The sequence below is a fragment of the Piscinibacter gummiphilus genome, assembly GCF_032681285.1.
In the GTDB taxonomy this organism is placed as follows: domain Bacteria; phylum Pseudomonadota; class Gammaproteobacteria; order Burkholderiales; family Burkholderiaceae_C; genus Rhizobacter; species Rhizobacter gummiphilus_A.
In genome coordinates, this window is record NZ_CP136336.1 from 4,642,964 (window position 1) to 4,659,329 (window position 16,366).

At 70.0% G+C, this 16,366-nt stretch carries 18 protein-coding genes; 13 read left to right on the forward strand and 5 right to left on the reverse strand.

The genetic code is table 11. The features are described from left to right. Positions 1-45 precede the first annotated feature (45 nt). Genes RXV79_RS21865 through RXV79_RS21885 form a run of 5 tightly spaced genes read left to right on the forward strand, consistent with a single transcriptional unit; the run spans position 46 to position 8,114 of the window. Positions 46-471, forward strand: coding sequence for a PaaI family thioesterase (locus RXV79_RS21865; protein ID WP_316700204.1), 426 nt, complete (start codon positions 46-48; stop codon positions 469-471). Further along, entirely contained in the window at positions 468-3,785 is a 3,318-nt protein-coding gene (locus RXV79_RS21870; protein ID WP_316700205.1) for an acetyl-CoA carboxylase family protein, read from the forward strand. The genes RXV79_RS21865 and RXV79_RS21870 overlap by 4 nt, the downstream gene beginning before the upstream one ends. 14 nt (positions 3,786-3,799) lie before the next feature. Then, positions 3,800-6,271, forward strand: a complete 2,472-nt coding sequence (locus tag RXV79_RS21875; RefSeq protein ID WP_316700206.1) for a CaiB/BaiF CoA transferase family protein — start codon at positions 3,800-3,802, stop codon at positions 6,269-6,271. Further along, entirely contained in the window at positions 6,268-7,260 is a 993-nt protein-coding gene (locus tag RXV79_RS21880; protein WP_316700207.1) for a Bug family tripartite tricarboxylate transporter substrate binding protein, read from the forward strand. The genes RXV79_RS21875 and RXV79_RS21880 overlap by 4 nt, the downstream gene beginning before the upstream one ends. 14 nt (positions 7,261-7,274) lie before the next feature. Then, positions 7,275-8,114 (forward strand): aldo/keto reductase, encoded by an 840-nt coding sequence (locus RXV79_RS21885; RefSeq protein WP_316700208.1) that lies wholly within the window; start codon positions 7,275-7,277, stop codon positions 8,112-8,114. A gap of 4 nt (positions 8,115-8,118) precedes the next feature. Here RXV79_RS21885 and RXV79_RS21890 read toward each other — a convergent pair whose 3' ends face one another. After that, positions 8,119-9,111 carry a hypothetical protein gene (locus RXV79_RS21890; RefSeq protein WP_316700209.1) on the reverse strand — a complete coding sequence of 331 codons (993 nt, stop codon included), beginning with the start codon at positions 9,109-9,111 and terminating at the stop codon, positions 8,119-8,121. A gap of 94 nt (positions 9,112-9,205) precedes the next feature. On the opposite strand from RXV79_RS21890, the gene RXV79_RS21895 reads away from it, so the two are divergent. Genes RXV79_RS21895 through RXV79_RS21905 form a run of 3 tightly spaced genes read left to right on the forward strand, consistent with a single transcriptional unit; the run spans position 9,206 to position 10,814 of the window. Further along, entirely contained in the window at positions 9,206-9,907 is a 702-nt protein-coding gene (locus tag RXV79_RS21895) for a DUF899 family protein (protein ID WP_316700210.1), read from the forward strand. Between the two features lie 23 nt (positions 9,908-9,930). Continuing rightward, positions 9,931-10,548, forward strand: coding sequence for a PEP-CTERM sorting domain-containing protein (locus RXV79_RS21900; RefSeq protein WP_316700211.1), 618 nt, complete (start codon positions 9,931-9,933; stop codon positions 10,546-10,548). Beyond that, positions 10,545-10,814, forward strand: a complete 270-nt coding sequence (locus RXV79_RS21905) for a hypothetical protein (protein WP_316700212.1) — start codon at positions 10,545-10,547, stop codon at positions 10,812-10,814. Before RXV79_RS21900 ends, RXV79_RS21905 begins: the two co-directional genes overlap by 4 nt. Here RXV79_RS21905 and RXV79_RS21910 read toward each other — a convergent pair whose 3' ends face one another. Both RXV79_RS21910 and RXV79_RS21915 read right to left on the reverse strand, forming a co-directional pair. After that, a complete protein-coding gene (locus RXV79_RS21910) occupies positions 10,815-11,426 on the reverse strand; it encodes a glutathione S-transferase family protein (RefSeq protein WP_316700213.1) in 612 nt (203 codons plus the stop codon). It lies immediately after the preceding gene. A 104-nt stretch (positions 11,427-11,530) separates the two neighbouring features. Then, positions 11,531-11,866 (reverse strand): hypothetical protein, encoded by a 336-nt coding sequence (locus RXV79_RS21915; protein ID WP_316700214.1) that lies wholly within the window; start codon positions 11,864-11,866, stop codon positions 11,531-11,533. A gap of 48 nt (positions 11,867-11,914) precedes the next feature. Between RXV79_RS21915 and RXV79_RS21920 the strand changes: the two genes are divergently transcribed. Beyond that, the gene (locus tag RXV79_RS21920) at positions 11,915-12,601 is read left to right on the forward strand and encodes an NUDIX hydrolase (RefSeq protein WP_316700215.1); all 687 of its coding nucleotides are present in this window, start codon (positions 11,915-11,917) and stop codon (positions 12,599-12,601) included. Between the two features lie 4 nt (positions 12,602-12,605). On the opposite strand, the gene RXV79_RS21925 is transcribed toward RXV79_RS21920, so the two are convergent. Further along, a complete protein-coding gene (locus tag RXV79_RS21925; RefSeq protein WP_257825994.1) occupies positions 12,606-12,803 on the reverse strand; it encodes a hypothetical protein in 198 nt (65 codons plus the stop codon). A gap of 165 nt (positions 12,804-12,968) precedes the next feature. Between RXV79_RS21925 and RXV79_RS21930 the strand changes: the two genes are divergently transcribed. Then, positions 12,969-13,280, forward strand: coding sequence for a hypothetical protein (locus RXV79_RS21930; RefSeq protein ID WP_316700216.1), 312 nt, complete (start codon positions 12,969-12,971; stop codon positions 13,278-13,280). Positions 13,281-13,287: 7 nt separating this feature from the next. On the opposite strand, the gene RXV79_RS21935 is transcribed toward RXV79_RS21930, so the two are convergent. After that, on the reverse strand, positions 13,288-13,821 hold the full coding sequence (locus RXV79_RS21935; protein WP_316700217.1) for a thioredoxin family protein: 534 nt from the start codon (positions 13,819-13,821) through the stop codon (positions 13,288-13,290). A 171-nt stretch (positions 13,822-13,992) separates the two neighbouring features. Between RXV79_RS21935 and RXV79_RS21940 the strand changes: the two genes are divergently transcribed. The 3 genes from RXV79_RS21940 to RXV79_RS21950 all read left to right on the forward strand — a co-directional run bounded on the left by RXV79_RS21940 (position 13,993) and on the right by RXV79_RS21950 (position 16,341). Then, the gene (locus RXV79_RS21940) at positions 13,993-15,117 is read left to right on the forward strand and encodes a ParM/StbA family protein (RefSeq protein ID WP_316700218.1); all 1,125 of its coding nucleotides are present in this window, start codon (positions 13,993-13,995) and stop codon (positions 15,115-15,117) included. Between the two features lie 8 nt (positions 15,118-15,125). Continuing rightward, positions 15,126-15,695 (forward strand): hypothetical protein, encoded by a 570-nt coding sequence (locus RXV79_RS21945; RefSeq protein WP_316700219.1) that lies wholly within the window; start codon positions 15,126-15,128, stop codon positions 15,693-15,695. A 133-nt stretch (positions 15,696-15,828) separates the two neighbouring features. Next, entirely contained in the window at positions 15,829-16,341 is a 513-nt protein-coding gene (locus tag RXV79_RS21950; RefSeq protein ID WP_316700220.1) for a glycine zipper domain-containing protein, read from the forward strand. The last annotated feature ends 25 nt before the right edge of the window (positions 16,342-16,366 follow it).

Sequence of the window (16,366 nt, forward strand, 5' to 3'; positions counted from 1 at the left end):
TCGAGGGGCTGGGTGCTTGGCACGTTCGGTGCACTACAGGCTCGCATGACCACTGCCCTCCCCCCCGGTCTTGGCCCGTACTTCGGCATCGACGTGCCGTTCATGGAACACATCGGCCTGAAGCCGGTGTCGCTGGACGAGACCTGCTGCAAGACGCAGCTCGCCTGGAACCCCGCGCTCGTGAACAGCCGCGGCGACATCCACGGCGGCACGCTGATGAGCGCCTTCGACTTCACGCTGAGCGCTGCCGCCCGCGCGCATGACCCCCTGCGCTACGGCGCGATCACCGTCGACCTGACCACGCATTTCCTCGAAGCCTCGCGCAGCGAGCTCACGGTGATCGGGCGCTGCATCAAGCGCGGCAAGTCGATGGCCTTCTGCGAAGGCGAGATCGTGAACCCCGAAGGCACCGTCGTCGCCGTGGCGCGCGGGGTCTTCAAACTCATCCTGAGAGAAAGAGCCACCCCTTGAAAAAGCTGTTGATCGCCAACCGAGGCGAGATCGCCCTGCGTGTGCAACGCGCCGCACGCGACCTCGGCATCGCCACCGTCGCGGTGTATTCGCAAGACGACGCGAACTCGCGCCACCGCCTGCTCGCCGACGAGGCCCATGCGCTGAACGCAAGCGGCCCCGCGGCCTACATCGACATCGCCGCGGTGGTCGCCGCCGCGAAGGCCAGCGGCTGCGACGCCGTGCACCCCGGTTACGGCTTCCTGAGCGAGCGCGCCGACTTCGCGCAAGCGTGTGCCGAGGCCGGCATCACCTTCGTCGGGCCGACGGTCGAGCAGCTCGCGCTCTTCGGCGACAAGGGCCGTGCGATCAAGCTCGCCATCGACTGCCAGGTGCCGGTGATGCCCTCGACCGCGGGCAACGCCTCGCTCGACACCATCACCCGCTTCTTCGACGAGCAAAGCGAGGCCGGCATCGTCATCAAGGCGGTCGGCGGCGGTGGTGGCCGTGGCATGCGCGTGGTGCGCCAGCGCGACGACCTTGCCGAGGCCTACGCCCGCTGCCGCTCCGAGGCGGCCAGCGCCTTCGGTGTCGACGCGGTGTACGCCGAGCGTCTCGTCGCCCGCGCCCGCCACATCGAAGTGCAGATCGCGGGCGACGGGAAGCAGGTCGTCGCACTCGGCGAACGCGACTGCACGCTGCAGCGCCGCTTCCAGAAGCTGATCGAGATCGCGCCGAGCCCGATGCTCAGCGCCGAGCTGCGCGAGCGCATCCTCGGCGCCGCCCGCAAGCTCGCGCAGAAGGTCGGCTACCAGAGCCTCGGCACCTTCGAATTCCTGGTCGAAGAGACGGCGGCCGGCGAGCAGACGGGCTTCGTCTTCATCGAGGCCAACCCGCGCCTGCAGGTCGAGCACACCATCACCGAGCAGGTCACCGGCATCGACCTCGTCGCGCTGCAGCTCGGCCTGGCAAGCGGCCGCGACCTGCACGACCTCGGCCTCGACCCCGCATGGCCGCCACCCTTGCGCGGCTTCGCGATCCAGGCCCGCATCAATGCCGAGGCGATGGATGCCACCGGCTTCGCCAAGCCGGCCCACGGCCGCCTCGAACGTTTCGACCCGCCCACCGGCCCGGACGTGCGCGTGGACACCCACGGCTACACCGGCTACGCGCCCTCGCCCAACTTCGACACGCTGCTCGCCAAGCTGATCGTCACCAGCACCACGCCGCGCTTCGGCGATGCGGTGCGGCGGCTGCAACGGGCGCTCGGCGAGTTCCGCATCGTCGGCGTGCCGACCAACCTCGACGTGCTGCGCGCGCTGGTGCAGCGTGACGACTTCGCGGTGCAGGACGTGCACACCCGTCACTTCGAAGCCATCGTGCCGGCGCTCGTGGCCTCGGCCGCCGAGATCGCCGCCGCCGAACACGCCCGCGACGCCCTGCTCGGCGACACGGTGCGCCACTCGGTGCCGCAAGCCCCTCGCGCCGCCGACCTCGACGAGACGGTGGGCGAAGGCGCGGTGGCCGTGCGCACGCCGCTCGCCGGCCGTCTGGTCGAACTCTCGGTGCAGGTCGACGACCTCGTGCTGCCCGGACAAACGATCGCCGTGCTCGACTCGATGAAGATGGAGCACACCATCTCCGCCGAGCAGGGCGGGCGGGTCATCGACCTGCGCCTCGCCGCCGGCGAGCAGGTGCAGGAACACCAGATCCTCATCGTGCTGGAGCCGGCCGATGCCGACGCGGCCGCGCAGAGCGCCGCGCAGTCGCACGACCTCGATGCGATCCGCCCCGACCTGCAGCGTGTACTCGACCGCCAGGCCTTCCTCTACGACGAGAACCGGCCCGAGGCCGTGCAACGCCGCCATGCGCGGGGCCAGCGCACCGCACGCGAGAACGTGGTCGACCTGTGCGACGCCGGCACCTTCGTCGAATACGGCGGCCTCGCCATCGCCGCGCAGGCCAGCCGCCGCAGCCTCGACGACCTGATCGCCAACACGCCGGCCGACGGCCTGGTAACCGGCATCGGCAACGTCAACGGCGCGCTCGTCGGCAAGGACCGCGCGCGCAGCGCCGTGATGGCCTACGACGCGACCGTGCTCGCCGGCACACAGGGCAAGCGCAACCACGTGAAGACCGATCGCCTGGTCGACGTGGCGCTGCGCGACGAACTGCCACTGGTGCTCTTCGCCGAAGGGGGCGGCGGGCGGCCGGGCGATGTCGACATCCCGTCGATCTCGGGCCTGATCCAGCCCTCGTTCGCCGCCTTTGCCGAATTGAGCGGCGAGGTGCCGGTAGTGGGCATCGTCTCGGGCCGCTGCTTTGCCGGCAATGCCGCCTTCCTCGGCTGCTGCGACGTGATCATTTCCGACAAGACCGCCAACATCGGCATGGCCGGCCCCGCGATGATCGAAGGCGGCGGGCTCGGCGTCTTCCGCCCCGAAGACGTGGGCCCGGCCGCGGTGCAGTACGCCAATGGCGTGATCGACATCCTGGTCGACAACGAAGCGCAGGCGGTGCGGGCGGCGAAGCACTACCTCTCGATGTTCCAGGGGCCGGTGAAGGAATGGACCGCCCCCGACGTGCGCGCGCTGCGCCACGTGGTGCCCGAGAACCGGCTGCGCGTCTACGACACGCGGCGTGCCATCGAAGGCATCGCCGACGTGGGCAGCGTGTTGATGCTGCGCGGCGGCTTCGGCGCCGGCATCCACACCGCGCTCGCCCGCATCGAAGGCCAGCCGGTGGGCATCATGGCCAACAACCCGCACCACCTGGGCGGTGCCATCGATGCCGACGCCGCCGACAAGGCCGCGCGCTTCATGCAGCTGTGCGACGCGCATGCCCTGCCCATCGTCTCGCTGATCGACACCCCGGGCTTCATGGTCGGCCCAGAGGTCGAGGCCAAGGCGCAGGTGCGGCACGTCTCGCGCATGTTCCTCGCAGGCGCGAAGCTGCGCGTCTCGCTGCTCGCGGTGGCGCTGCGCAAGGGCTACGGCCTCGGCGCGATGGCGATGGCCGGCGGCGGCTTCCGCTCGGCCAGCTTCAGCGTCTCGTGGCCCACCGGCGAGTTCGGCCCGATGGGGCTGGAAGGCGCGGTGCGCCTGGGCTTCAAGAAGGAGCTCGACGCGCTGCCCGACGGGCCCGAGCGGCGTGCGCTGTACGACAAGCTCGTGGCCGAGTCCTACCAGCGCGGCCACGCCATCAGCGTGGGCCACGCGGCCGAGGTCGACGCGGTGATCGACCCGGCGCAGACCCGCCAGTGGATCGCCCAGGGCATCGCCGCGAGCGCCTTGCGCGCGCAGCGGCCGCGCCGTGGCTTCGTGGACGCCTGGTGATGGCGAAGCCCGACATGTCTCGACTCGCCCTGCACGGCCTGCGTGTGCTCGAGGTCGGCACCGGCCCCGCGCTCGCCTACGCCGGCAAGCTCTTCGCCGACTTCGGCGCCGAGGTCATCAAGGCCGAAGCGCCCGAAGGCGATGCATGGCGCCAGATGCCGCCGCTCATGGGCGGCGAGAGCGCGCTCTTCGCCTGGCTCAACACCAACAAGCGCAGCATCGTGTGCCGCCCGAGCGCCACCGACACCGCGTGGCTGGCGCAACTCGCGCGCAGCTGCGACGTGGTGCTCGATGCCCGGGCCCTCACACAAGGCGTCGGCTTGCTCGCACAGCCCGTGTGGGCCGGCGCGCCCGGCGGGCACACGCCGATCTCGGTCGACATCACCTGGTTCGGCGAGAGCGGCCCCTATGCCCAGTTCACCGGCAGCGAAGCCGTATGCCGCGCCCTCTCGGGTGCGGCCCAGGCCAGCGGCCCGCTCGAGGGCCCGCCGCACCTGCCGCACGACGTGCAGACCGGCATCGTCGCCGGGCTCATCGCCTTCTCGGCCGCGGTCGGCGCCCTCATCGGCCAGAAGGACGGCAGCCGCCGCTACACCGTGAGCCTGCACGAAGCCGCCTTCGGCACGGTGGAGATGGAAGCCGGCATCGTGCAGGACAAGCGCCACCCCGGCCGCCTGGGCGTGAACCGCTTCTGCGCCACCCACCCCACCGGCATCTTCGAGACCGCCGACGGCTGGATCGGCATCTTCAGCCACACCCTGCCGCAGTGGATCACCCTGTGCGAGACGCTCGGCCGCCCCGAGTGGGCACGCGACCCGCGCTTCGCCAACGGCCAGCTGCGCATGGCGCATGCCGACGAGATCGATGCGTGGCTCATCGAGGCCTTCCGCAAAGAGACCGCGGCGCACTGGTTCCAGGTGCTCGGTGCACAGAAGTTCCCGGCCGTCTTCGTGCCGACGATGCAAGAGCTGCTGCAGCAGGCCGTGCACCGCGAGCGCGGCGCCTTCGTGCCGGTGAGCTTCGGCCCACGCGACGGCGAGCGCACCGTCGAAGGCCCGGGGGTGCCGCTGCGGCTCGACACCGCCGGCCCGCTGCCCGGCGGCCGTGCGCCCTCGCTCGGCGAGCACGATGCGCATTACCGCGGCGCCGCCCCGCAACGCAGCCCGCGGCGGCTCACCCCCGCGCCCAGGCAGCGCCTGCCGCTCGAAGGCATCCGCATCGTCGACCTCACGATGGGCTGGGCCGGGCCGCTGGCCTCGCGTACCGCGGCCGACCTGGGCGCCGAGGTGATCAAGGTCGAGAGCACCGTCTACCCCGACTGGTGGCGAGGCACGAACTTCACCGAAGAGTTCTACCGCGACCGCCTGTACGAGAAGAACAGCAACTTCAACCTGCTCAACCGCAACAAGCTCGGCGTGACGCTGGACCTCACCCACCCGGACGGCAAGTCGCTGCTGCTGCAACTCGTGGCCGGTGCCGACGCGGTGATCGAGAACTACTCGGCCGAGGTGCTGCCCAAGCTCGGGCTCGACTACGCCGCACTCAGCGCCATCAACGAACGGCTGGTGATGGTCTCGATGCCCGCCTTCGGACTGCACAACGTGTGGAGCGACACCCGCGCCTACGGCGGCACGCTGGAACAGGCGAGCGGCCTGCCGCTCTACACCGGCCACCCCGACGGCCCGCCGGCGATGACCTCGTACGCCTACGGCGACCCGACCGGCGGCTTCAACGCCGGCGCCGCGCTGCTGCTGGCCCTGTGGGCGCAGCAACGCACCGGCCAGGGCCGTCACCTCAACCTCTCTCAGGTGGAAGCCATGCTGCCCAACACCGCGCCCTACCTGCTGGAGCAGTCGGCGCATGGCGCGGTCTCGCCGCGCGAGAACAACCGCCACCCGATGCACGCGCCGCACGGTGTCTACCGCTGCGCGGGCGACGATGCCTGGCTGCTCGTCAGCGCCACGGGCGATGCTGCGTGGCAGTCGCTGTGCCGCGTGATCGGGCGGCCGGATCTCGCGGCCGACACGACGCTCGCGCACGCCGCCGGTCGGCGCGCCGCACACGACCGGCTCGACGACGCCATCGCCACCTGGGCGCGCACCCGCGACGCACACGACGCGATGCACACGCTGCAACATGCGGGCGTGGCCGCCGGTGTCGTCGAAGCCATGGCCGACGTGCTGCGCGACCCGCACCTGCGCCAGCGCGGCTTCTTCCAGCCGGTGGAGCGTGCCCACGTGGGGAGCTACCTCGCCACCACGCCCTACTTCCGCCCCGGCCCTGACGCCCTGCCCCTGCGCCGCGTGTCGCCCACGCTCGGCGAGCACACCCGAGACGTGCTGTCGCGCACGCTCGGCGTCAAGCCCGACCGCCTCGACATGCTCGATGCCCTGGGCATCACCGGCACCGCAGCACGGCCCAAGGCCGCCAAGGCCAGCCCCGACAACACCCCTCACCCCACCCTCGACCAGAAGGAGACAAGATGAAGCCCGCATCCCTCACCCGCCGCGTCGCCCTCGCCTCGGCGCTCGCCCTCGGCGCCAGCCTCGCCGCACCCGCTGTCGCGCAAGACAACTGGCCCAGCAAGCCGATCAAGATCATCGTGCCCTTCCCGGCGGGCTCGTTCACCGACACGGTGGCGCGCGTGATCTCCGACCACATGGGCAAGGCGCTCAACCAGACCGTGATCGTGGAGAACCTGGCTGGCGCGAATGGCGTGCTGGGCCTCTCGACCGCCGCGCGCCTGCCCGGCGACGGCTACACCTTCGTCATCACCAACTCCAGCAGCATCACCATCAATCCGCAGATCTACAAGAAGATCTCGTACAAGACCAGCGACTTCACGCCGGTGACGATGGTGCTCGACGCACCCTTCATCATCGTGGCCAACCCCGAGTGGGCGCAGAAGAACAACGTGCAGTCGCTGAAGGACGTGGTGGCCTACGCCAAGAAGAACCCCGGCAAGCTCAGCTACGGCTCTGCCGGCCCCGGCAACATCGGCCACCTGTCGATGGCCATGCTGTCCAACAAGGCCGACGTGAAGACCACGCACATCCCCTACAAGAGTGCGGCCGCCGCGCAGCTGGCCACGATGAGCGGCGAGATCGACGTGCTCTTCGACACCTGGGCCGGCGTGCAGCACATCAAGGCCGGCAAGCTCAAGCCGCTGGCCGTGACCGCCACCAAGCGCATGACACAACTGCCGGAGGTGCCCACCGTGGTGGAAGCGGGCTACGCCGACGTGGTGGTCACCTTCTGGACCGGCATGCTGGCCCCTGCCGGCACGCCCGCGCCCATCGTGAAGAAGGTGCACACGATCGCGCAGGCCGTGCTGAAGGACGAGAAGGCGCTGGCCGTGCTCGCCGCCAGCGGCGACCCGCTGATGTCGGACCCGGCCACCTTCGGCAAGCGCATCGAGCGCGAAGTGGCTTCGTGGGGTGCGGTCATTCAGCGCGAGGCTGTCTCACTCGAGTGAATCGGGCTATGGTGATGTGCATGAACAAGCACATCACCCTCCCCAGCGGCGAGCGCGTGGCGGCCCTCGGGCAGGGCACCTGGAACATCGGCGACGACCCCAAGCGCCGCGCCGACGAGATCGCCAGCCTGCGCCGTGGCCTGGACCTCGGCCTCACGCTGATCGACACCGCCGAGATGTATGGCGACGGCCGCTCCGAGCAGTTGATCGGCGAGGCCATCCGGGGCCGGCGCGACGAGGTCTTCCTCGTCAGCAAGGTCTATCCGCACAACGCCTCGAAGCGCGCGATGCCGACCTCGTGCGAAGCGAGCCTGAAGCGCCTCGGCACCGACCGCATCGACCTCTACCTGCTGCACTGGCCCGGCAGCGTGCCGCTGGCCGAGACGGTGCAGGCCTTCGAAGCGCTGCAGCGCGACGGCAAGATCCGCCACTGGGGCGTGAGCAACTTCGACACGAAGAAGATGGCATCGCTGCATGCGCTTGCCGGCGGCGCGGCGGTGCAGACCAACCAGGTGCTCTACCACCTGGGCGAGCGCGGCATCGAGTGGGAGCTCGCCCCCTGGCAACGCGAGCACCACATCCCGGTGATGGCCTACTCGCCCACCGACCAGGGGCGCCTGCTGCACGACGAGGGCCTCGCGGCGTTTGCGCTGCGCACGGGCCGCACGCCGGCCCAGGTGGCGCTCGCGTGGCTGCTCGCACGAGACGCCATCGTCATCCCCAAGACCCGTCACCCGGCGCGTGTGCAGGAAAACGCCGGCGCGCTCGACAAGCCCCTCACGGCCGACGAGCTGCACGAGCTCGATGCGCTCTTCCCGCCACCCGACGGGCCGAGCGCGCTCGCGATGCTCTAGGCCATCACTGCAGGCCGATCTCGATGTAGCCGGCCGTCGGCACCGAGCTCGCGCCCACCACCACCGACAGCGGGCCGCCCTGCATCAGGTAGAGCAAGCCGTTGTCGCTGATGCGAAAGCCACCGCGAATGCCCGTGGGCTGGTTGACGCCGAGTGCCGACAAGGTGGCCGCATCGGAGAAGTTGTTGCCGCTGGCGCGCAGGCCGGCGATGTCGTAGCTGGTGTCCGTCAGCGTCGTGGTCGCCCAGTTGCCCACGGTGCTGGCGCCGATGAAGGTGCCACCGGCCAGGCCGTTGGTCTCAGGCAGGCCGATGCGGAAGCTGGGCACGCCACCCGTCGGCGTTTCCGCACGCAGGTAGATCAGGAGGTTGCCGGAGCGGGCCACGCGGAAGCGGATGGTGTCGCCGTGGGCCGCATCGACACCCGTGATCTCGCTGCCGTTGAAGCTCAGCGTGTAGGTGTAGACCGAGGCCGTGGGGCAAGTCGCGATGGTGTAGATGAAGTTGTCGGTGCAGCTCTGCAGCGTGCCCGCCGAGAAGCGCGACGAGAAGATCCGTGAGGCATTGGGCGTGGCGTTGGGCTGGGTGCTGCTGAGGTTGACGCCGAAGCCGTTGAAGGTGTGCGTCAGATCGGCCATCGAGGTGACGTAGCGCCGCGCCGCCACGAAGCTCGTGATGCCGTTGCCGAAGTTGAAGCCGCCGACCACCAGGTCGGCGGCGGTGCGGAAGCGCTCGTTGCCGGTGATGGCATAGGTGCCGCTCGCGCCACCCGTGAAGACGCCCGACGTGTTGAGCCCGTTGCCCTGCATGCGGTAGGTGCCGCTGTCGAAGTTGACGGTGAACTCATACACCCGCCCGTTGGTGGCGTAGGCCTGGTAGGTGCCGTTGCGGGGGTCACCGAAACCAGGGCCGCCCCCCGACCCGCCATCGCCACCACCCCCGCAGCCCGCCAGCGCCAGCAGCGCGCACGCTGCCACCCATGTCATCCACTTCCGCACGCTCGACTCCTGTTGGTTGATTCCCGGTCGCGGAGTCTACGGGTACGACGCTTGCCGCATCCCCACACCCCCACCGCGTGGAAGGAGCCCGCCGATGCCTGCAGCCCTCACCCCTGCCGCCCAGCTCGCCCAGCATGCAAAGACGCCCTTCCCCGGCGCATCCCCCGAATACGACGCGGCCCGGCAAAAACTGCTGGAAGAAGAGATCGAGTTCCGCCGCCACATGACGCGCCTCACCGAGCAGCGGCGCGCGCTGCCGCCGGGCCCGGTCATCGCCAAGAACTACCGATTCAAGGACGAGCAGGGCTTCGAGGTCGGCCTGCGCGAACTCTTCGGCGACAAGACCACGCTCGTCACCTACTTCTGGATGTTCGGCCCGCAGCGCGACCGCCCCTGCCCGATGTGCACCAACTGGCTCGGCGCGGTGAATGGCAACGCGGCCGACATCAAGCAGCGCGTAGCGCTCAAGATCCTCGGCCGCTCGCCGGTGAGCCGGCAGTACGCCTTCGCCCAGGAGCGCGGCTGGCGCGACCTCAATTTCGTGCAGACGGTGGGCGACGACTACGCGAAGGATCTGGGCATCCTCACCCCCGACGGCAACGAGTACCCCGCGCTCGTCGTCTTCCAGCGCGACGGCGACGAGGTGCGCCTCTTCTGGGCCAGCGAGATGACCAAGGAGATGGCCGACCCCGGCCAGGACCCGCGCGACGCGCCCGACATCGCTTCCCTCTGGTCGATCCTCGACCTCACACCAGGCGGCCGCGGCACCGACTGGTACCCGAAGCTGCAGTACTGAGCCGCACCCCCACGGAGGTTCACATGCGCAAGACTGCCACCCGCCTCGCCCTCGCCTCATCGCTGGTCACCGCGCTCGCACCGACCCACGCCGCCTGGATCGGCTTCGACGACCTGCCCGTCGACGACTACCCCGACAGCTTCTGGGACGTTTACGTCAACCCCATCGACCCGCAGTCCTACGCCGCGCAGGGCGTCATCCTCGAGGGTGGCTGGCTGTGGCCGGGCGGCCCGCCATTGGGGCACTCGGTGCGGGTCTCCGATGACACCCGCATCACCTTCGCCACCACCGCGCTGCCCACCCACGTGAGCTTCCATGCAACCTGGTTGCCGGAAGACATCCTCGACATCCGGGCCACCGGCCCCGACGGCTACACCGCCACCTTCCACAGCTGGGGCTACGAGCACGGCCCGTCGGCCCCCGCGAACTTCGGCAACCAGCGCATCAGCTTCAGCGCGGCCAGTGGCATCGCGTCGCTGTCGTTCGGCGACTCCCGCTTCATGCGTTTCCCGCCGCTCATCGACAACCTCTACTTCGGCAACGTGGCCGCCGTGCCCGAGCCCGGGCCCTTGTTGCTGGCAGGCATCGGCGGGCTGGCGCTGTGGGCGCGTCGTCGTGCCACGCGAGCTCGACCCGCGTGAAGTACGAGATCACACGGCAAGAGGGCCCGCGCGTGGAAGCGGTCGGGGCGCACAGCGGCTACCGCGTGCGCCTGTCCACCGTGGCCCACTCGCCGGTGGCGATGTGGCCGGTGAGCGTGCACGTGCGCGGCTCGGAAAGCGAAGACGAGGTGGCGGTCGACGTGCCCACCTGCCACCACGCCAGCATGAGCGCCGCGCTCGACTTCGGCTACGACTGCGCAGTGCTGTGGATCGATGCGCTGAACGACCGCCTGTCGCGCTACTGACTACGCCTTCGCGCTCGGCCGCGCCGACACACGCGCGTGCCAGGCGTGCAGGTGCGGCGTGTCGGCGGGCATGTCGAGGCCGATGAATTTCGCGAAGTCGACGGTCGTGAGGCCGATGATGTCGGCCATCGTGTAAACGCTGCCGGTCACGAACTCGCGGCCTTCGAGTTCACGGTCGAACCATTGCAGCGCCTTCGCATAGCGCTCGCGGTTGGACTCGCCGTAGTCCTTGTACTGCGTGCCCAGGCGCGAGGTGAGCGGGTGCGTGTGCACCCAGACGGCGCCCACCGGCGTCATCACCGTCAACTCGAGTCGGCGGATCCACATGTCGACGTGCGCGCGCTCCAGCGCCGTGCGGCCGAAGAGCGGCGGCGTGGGGTGCAGCTCTTCGAGGTAGCGGCAGATCGCCACGCTCTCGCTCAGGTGCGTGCCGTCGTCGAGCTCCAGCACCGGCAGCTGGCCGAGGCTGTTCTTCTGCCTGAACTCGGGCGACTTGTGCGCACGGTCGCGGATCGACACGTCTTCGAGCGGCACGCTCACGCCCTTCTCGGCGAGGAAGATGCGCACACGGCGTGGGTTGGGGGCGGGGATGGGGGCGTTGTAGAGCTTCACGTTCTGTCTCCCGGTGTTGGTGTCAGGTGTGGGGCCGGCGCATGCTTGCAGCAAGCGCGCGCCGCCGCTGTCGCCGAGGCGATGCGCGACACCCGGGCAAGCCCCTACGCGCCGGGGTCGCCGAACGCCGCGACGAAGGCCTCGACGAACCGCGGCGAGCCGGTGAGCGTGAGCGTCACGCTGTGCCACGCGCGGCCGTCAGGGCCGGCTTCGACCTGCACCTGCAGGTCGTGGTCCCAGTCCATGCCGTCGTCGGCCGCGCCATGCGTGTGCGGAAACTCGCGCCACGCCCAGGCCAGCACCTCCTGCACCTCGGCCATCACAGCGGCGTGCTGCGCGGGCCCGGTCGAGGCCAGCGCTTCGAGCGTGGTGACGCCCTCGTCGTTGTCGCTGATGTCGAAGCTCAGGTAGTGCATGGGGTGAAACAGGTGGCAGGACAAGCTCGATTGCAGCAGAACCGAAACTGCGGCATCGTCGATGCTCCCACCATGAACCCGCCTGCGCTCCCCGACCTGCCGCGCGACGACGCGCTGCGCGCCCGCATCGAACGCCATCTGCGTGCCTTCGACGTGCAGGCAGCGCCCGCGGGCGGCACGCTTCCCACCGCCGCGGTGGCGCTCGCCATCGTCGACGAAGGGCTCGGGGCCGACCTGCGCGGCCTGCCCAAGCCCGCCGCGTGGAGCACGCAGGCCGCCCTCTTGCTCACGCGCCGCTCGGCGCAGCTGCGGCGCCACGCCGGCCAGTGGGCGCTGCCCGGAGGCCGCCTCGACGCGGGTGAAACCCCCGAGCAGGCCGCGCTGCGCGAGATGGCCGAAGAGGTGAACCTGGTGCTCGACGAACGCGCGGTGCTCGGCCGGCTCGACGATTTCGTCACCCGCTCGGGCTTCGTCATCACGCCGGTGGTGGTGTGGGCCGGTGCAGCGCGCGAGCTCGTGCCCAACCCGCACGAGGTGGCCAGCGTGCACCGCATCGCCGCGGCGGAATTCCTGCGCGCCGATGCGCCGCTGCTCGACCGCATCGACGAGAGCGAGCACGCCGTGCTGCGCATGCCGGTGGGCGACGATTGGATCGCCGCACCCACCGCCGCGCTGCTCTACCAGTTCCGCGAGGTGTGCCTGGAAGGCCGCGCCACGCGGGTGGCGCATTTCGAGCAGCCGCTGTTCGCCTGGAAGTAGCGCCTCAGACCTGCATCGGCGGCTGCATCAGGTCGGCGTCGAAATCCATCAGCACGCTGGCGAGCTCGAGCCGGCGCCACAGCGCCGGGCGCATCTGCATGATGGCTTCGGGCGTCTTGGCCTGGGCCACCCAGGCGCTGATCTCGGCATGCTGGTCGGCCGTGAGCAGGTGCAGGGCCAACATCTCGTCCAGTGTCTGCATGGGTCCACCTCCTGAGTCACCTACAGCAAATCTCGCGCCTGACGCATTTTGAGGTCGGAGGTGAAGCGGTGCGGATCGCCCTTTATTCCGCGCATTGCGCCGCGGCGGCCGCGTCAAAGTGCACCGCATGGGGCTCCTCGCCCCGCCGACCACCGGAGATGTGCAGTGTTCCGCGAACAAACCCGACTTCGTGACCAGATCGTGTTCCTGGAGGTTGCCGACGGCCACCACGTCGAGATGAATGCCTGGCGCTACCTCTGGGCCGCGCGCACCGCTCGCACGATCATCGAGCGCGAGCTGGGCGAAGTGCGCATGAGCGAGTTCGCGCTCCCGCAGCTGCCCACGCTGCAGACCACCGCCGAGAACATCTACTTCGAGAGCTACGGCTGCTTCGCCGACCTCGACGGCAGCGGCCACGCCGCCCTCGCGCAGCAGCTGGCCGACCAGCTGATCAAGCGCGTGCGCACGCCGGCCTGACGGCCGCTCAGCGCTGCGCGAGCAGCGTGCGAATGGCGCCTTCCGTGCGCTCGTACTCGCCCTCGCCGAAGCGCTTGTAGCGGATGCGCCCCCGCGCATCGACGAGATAGAACGCCGGCCAGTACTGGTTGCCATAGGCCTTCCAGGTGGCCCAGTCGTTGTCTTGCGCCACCGGATGGCGGATGCCCTGGCGCTTCATCGCCGACAGGAGCTTGTCGACGGGGTGCTCGAGCGGGAACTCGGGCGTGTGCACGCCGACGATGGTCAAGCCCTGCGGGGTGTAGCGCTCGGCCCAGGCGTTCACGTAGGGCATGGTGCGCTGGCAGTTGATGCAGCCGAAGGTCCAGAAGTCGACCAGCACCACGCGGCCGCGCAGGCCACGCATCGTGAGGGGCTCCGAATTGAGCCAGCGCTCGATGCCTGCGAACTCGGGCGCGGCGCCGAGGTCGGGCAGCTGCGAATTCGAGCCCCCGGCACGCACGGGCAGCGCCGCAGCGGCCAGCGTGTGGAGCAGGTGGCGGCGAGAGAGTCGAAGGGGCATCGCGTCTTCCTTTTGGTGCCGAAGCCGGCTGCATGGGTCGTGATGGAAGCGCGCGTCTTACAAGGTGGCCGCAAGAGCAATCGGCGTTCCACGTCGCCCACATAGGAATGGCTGGGTCGAGGTGGAGCCGCGGGCTATAAACAACCGGCCCCCACCACTTCGGAGACGTTCATGCCCACACCTTCCGCATCGTCCAAGCTGCGGCAAGTCACCGCGCCGCACGCGCCTTCGTCACCCGTCGTGCGGGCCATCGACGTGGGCTTCGGGCTCGTGAAGCTCACGGTGAACGACGACGACGGCGTGAACATCATCCACTTCCCGTCAATGGCCATCCCGGCCGACGCGAGTGCGGTGCGCAGCCTCGGCACCCGCCGCCGCGACACCTACGACGTGCCGGTCAACGGCGCTCTGTTCGAAGTGGGCCGCGATGTGGGCCTCGCGCAGGCCGGTGGCAGCTTCGGCCGCGACGTGACCGACGAGTTCTACCGCGGCACCATCTACGAGGCCCTCACCAAGGGTGCGCTGCGCTACATGGCCGATGCCGGCGACACCCGCATCGACCTGCTGGTGCTCGGTCTGCCCGTCAACCAGTACAACGACGCCAACCGCCGCGACTTCCTGCGCGCCCACTACGAGGGCGAGCTCGACGTGGGCGATGGCAAGAAGGTGACCGTGGCCAAGGTGATCGTGCAGGCCCAGCCGATGGGGGGCTACGCCGCCATCGGCGAAGAGCTCGACGAACTCAACGCCGTCATCACGCAGACGGGTGGCGCGCTCGAGCCGCTGGAAAGTGCCGACGACCTCGACGATCTCTCGGTGCTGATGGTCGACCCCGGCGAGCACACGCTCGACTGGCTGCTGATCCAGCAGGGCTCGATCAACCCGCGCGCGAGCGGCGCCGCCTCCGACGCCGGCCGGCACCGCGTGGTGCGTGCAGTGCAGGAGTCGCTCGCGGCCGACGTGGGCCGCCCGCTCGGCCCGGCGGTGATGCCGCGCATCAACGAAGCGCTGCGCGCCGGCAAGCCCGTCAAGCTCTCGGGCACGGCGCATGCGCTCGACCGCTTCGAGCCGGTGGTGATGAGCGTGGTGGAAGACTCGATCAACCGCATGGTCGACGGGCTGCGCGATGCGCACGAGATCATCGACCTCGTGGTGCTCGTGGGCGGCCACCCCGAGCGCTACCGCGACGTGCTGCAAAAGCGCTTCCCGGCCATCCCGGTGTTCGTGATGCCCGAGCCGATGGCGGCCAACGTGCGGGGTTTCCAGATGATCGGCGAAGCGCTCGCCGAGAGCTGAGCCGGCCCATGCGACTGGAAATCGACATCGACAGCGAGGTCTACCCCGAGCTCCACGCCGCCCTCTCCGCCCTCAAGAGCACCCGTGCCCGCGCCGAGCGCCTGCGCCAGCTGGCCGCCACCGGGTTGGTGGGGGAAAAGGTGCGCCTGCACGGCAGCGCCGCGATGGCCGCACCCGCGGTGGACGCACCTGCCGAGATCGTGACGCGCGCCGACGTCAAACCCTTGCCGCCGCAAGAGCCCGCGCTGCGCCCGCCCGATCGCCGCCGCAAGCGGCCGAGCCGCGAAGACGTGGAGCAGGTGATGCGCGAGCTGCCGGTGCTGATGGACGTGGTGGCCGACGTGCGGCCCTTGCCCATGCCGCACGACGACGAGCCGCAGCACACCGATCCTCACGACGAGCCCGCCCCCTGGGCCGCGATGAACGCCTACCCCGACGACCTCTCCACCGACGACGACGCCCCTGACGGCACGGCCCTTCCCGACGCTGCGCTGCACGTCACCGCCCTGTCGCACAAGCCGGCCACTCGCTCGCGCCTCATGCGCATGAAGGAGCGCGGCCTCTTCAAGAACGGCTGAGCCGCCCTCTGTGGGCGAAGGCTGACAGGCACGACTCCGCATCCCCTTCACGACGACGCGCGTCGCGGCGATGGAGCGCCGAAGCACCCGCTCCTAAGCTGGTGGCTCGTTCAATGAACTGAAGGAGATGTCCATGTTGAAGTCCAACACCCCCGAGAAGAAGTCTCATCCTGCCGCGACCGGCACTGGCGCCGTGATCGGCGGCGTGGCGGGCGGCGTGGCCGGCGGTGCCGCCGCTGGTGCTGCCATCGGCGGCATGACCGGCCCGGTGGGCGCGGCCGTCGGCGCTGCTGCAGGCGCGGTGGTGGGCGCTCTCTCGGGCAAGGCCGTGGCGCGTGCCGTCGACCCGGCCGCCGAAGACACCTACTGGCGCGACAACTACGCCGACCGCCCCTACGTCGACCGGGCCCTGGGCTACGACGACTACCAGCCGGCCTACGGCTACGGCGTCGACGCGTACAGCCGCTACCCGGGCCGCACCTTCGACGAAGTGGAGCCCGAACTCAGCCGGGGCTGGAGCGCCCGCCGCGGCACCTCGGGCCTGGAGTGGGACAACGCCAAGCACGCCTCGCGCGACGCCTGGCACCGCCTGAGCAACACGGTGGAAAACGTGATCCCGGGCGACTCGGACCGCGACGGCCACTGAGCGCGTTTTCGCTTAGCCATCCAAG

Excerpts from the sequence above, each read along its gene's own strand:
- RXV79_RS21865 (WP_316700204.1), top strand. The coding sequence starts at position 46 with ATGACCACTGCCCTCCCCCCCGGTCTTGGCCCGTACTTCGGCATCGAC.
- RXV79_RS21875 (WP_316700206.1), top strand. The coding sequence starts at position 3,800 with ATGTCTCGACTCGCCCTGCACGGCCTGCGTGTGCTCGAGGTCGGCACC.
- RXV79_RS21880 (WP_316700207.1), top strand. The coding sequence starts at position 6,268 with ATGAAGCCCGCATCCCTCACCCGCCGCGTCGCCCTCGCCTCGGCGCTC.
- RXV79_RS21885 (WP_316700208.1), top strand. The coding sequence starts at position 7,275 with ATGTGCATGAACAAGCACATCACCCTCCCCAGCGGCGAGCGCGTGGCG.
- RXV79_RS21895 (WP_316700210.1), top strand. The coding sequence starts at position 9,206 with ATGCCTGCAGCCCTCACCCCTGCCGCCCAGCTCGCCCAGCATGCAAAG.
- RXV79_RS21900 (WP_316700211.1), top strand. The coding sequence starts at position 9,931 with ATGCGCAAGACTGCCACCCGCCTCGCCCTCGCCTCATCGCTGGTCACC.
- RXV79_RS21920 (WP_316700215.1), top strand. The coding sequence starts at position 11,915 with ATGAACCCGCCTGCGCTCCCCGACCTGCCGCGCGACGACGCGCTGCGC.
- RXV79_RS21925 (WP_257825994.1), bottom strand. The coding sequence starts at position 12,803 with ATGCAGACACTGGACGAGATGTTGGCCCTGCACCTGCTCACGGCCGAC.
- RXV79_RS21935 (WP_316700217.1), bottom strand. The coding sequence starts at position 13,821 with ATGCCCCTTCGACTCTCTCGCCGCCACCTGCTCCACACGCTGGCCGCT.
- RXV79_RS21940 (WP_316700218.1), top strand. The coding sequence starts at position 13,993 with ATGCCCACACCTTCCGCATCGTCCAAGCTGCGGCAAGTCACCGCGCCG.
- RXV79_RS21945 (WP_316700219.1), top strand. The coding sequence starts at position 15,126 with ATGCGACTGGAAATCGACATCGACAGCGAGGTCTACCCCGAGCTCCAC.
- RXV79_RS21950 (WP_316700220.1), top strand. The coding sequence starts at position 15,829 with ATGTTGAAGTCCAACACCCCCGAGAAGAAGTCTCATCCTGCCGCGACC.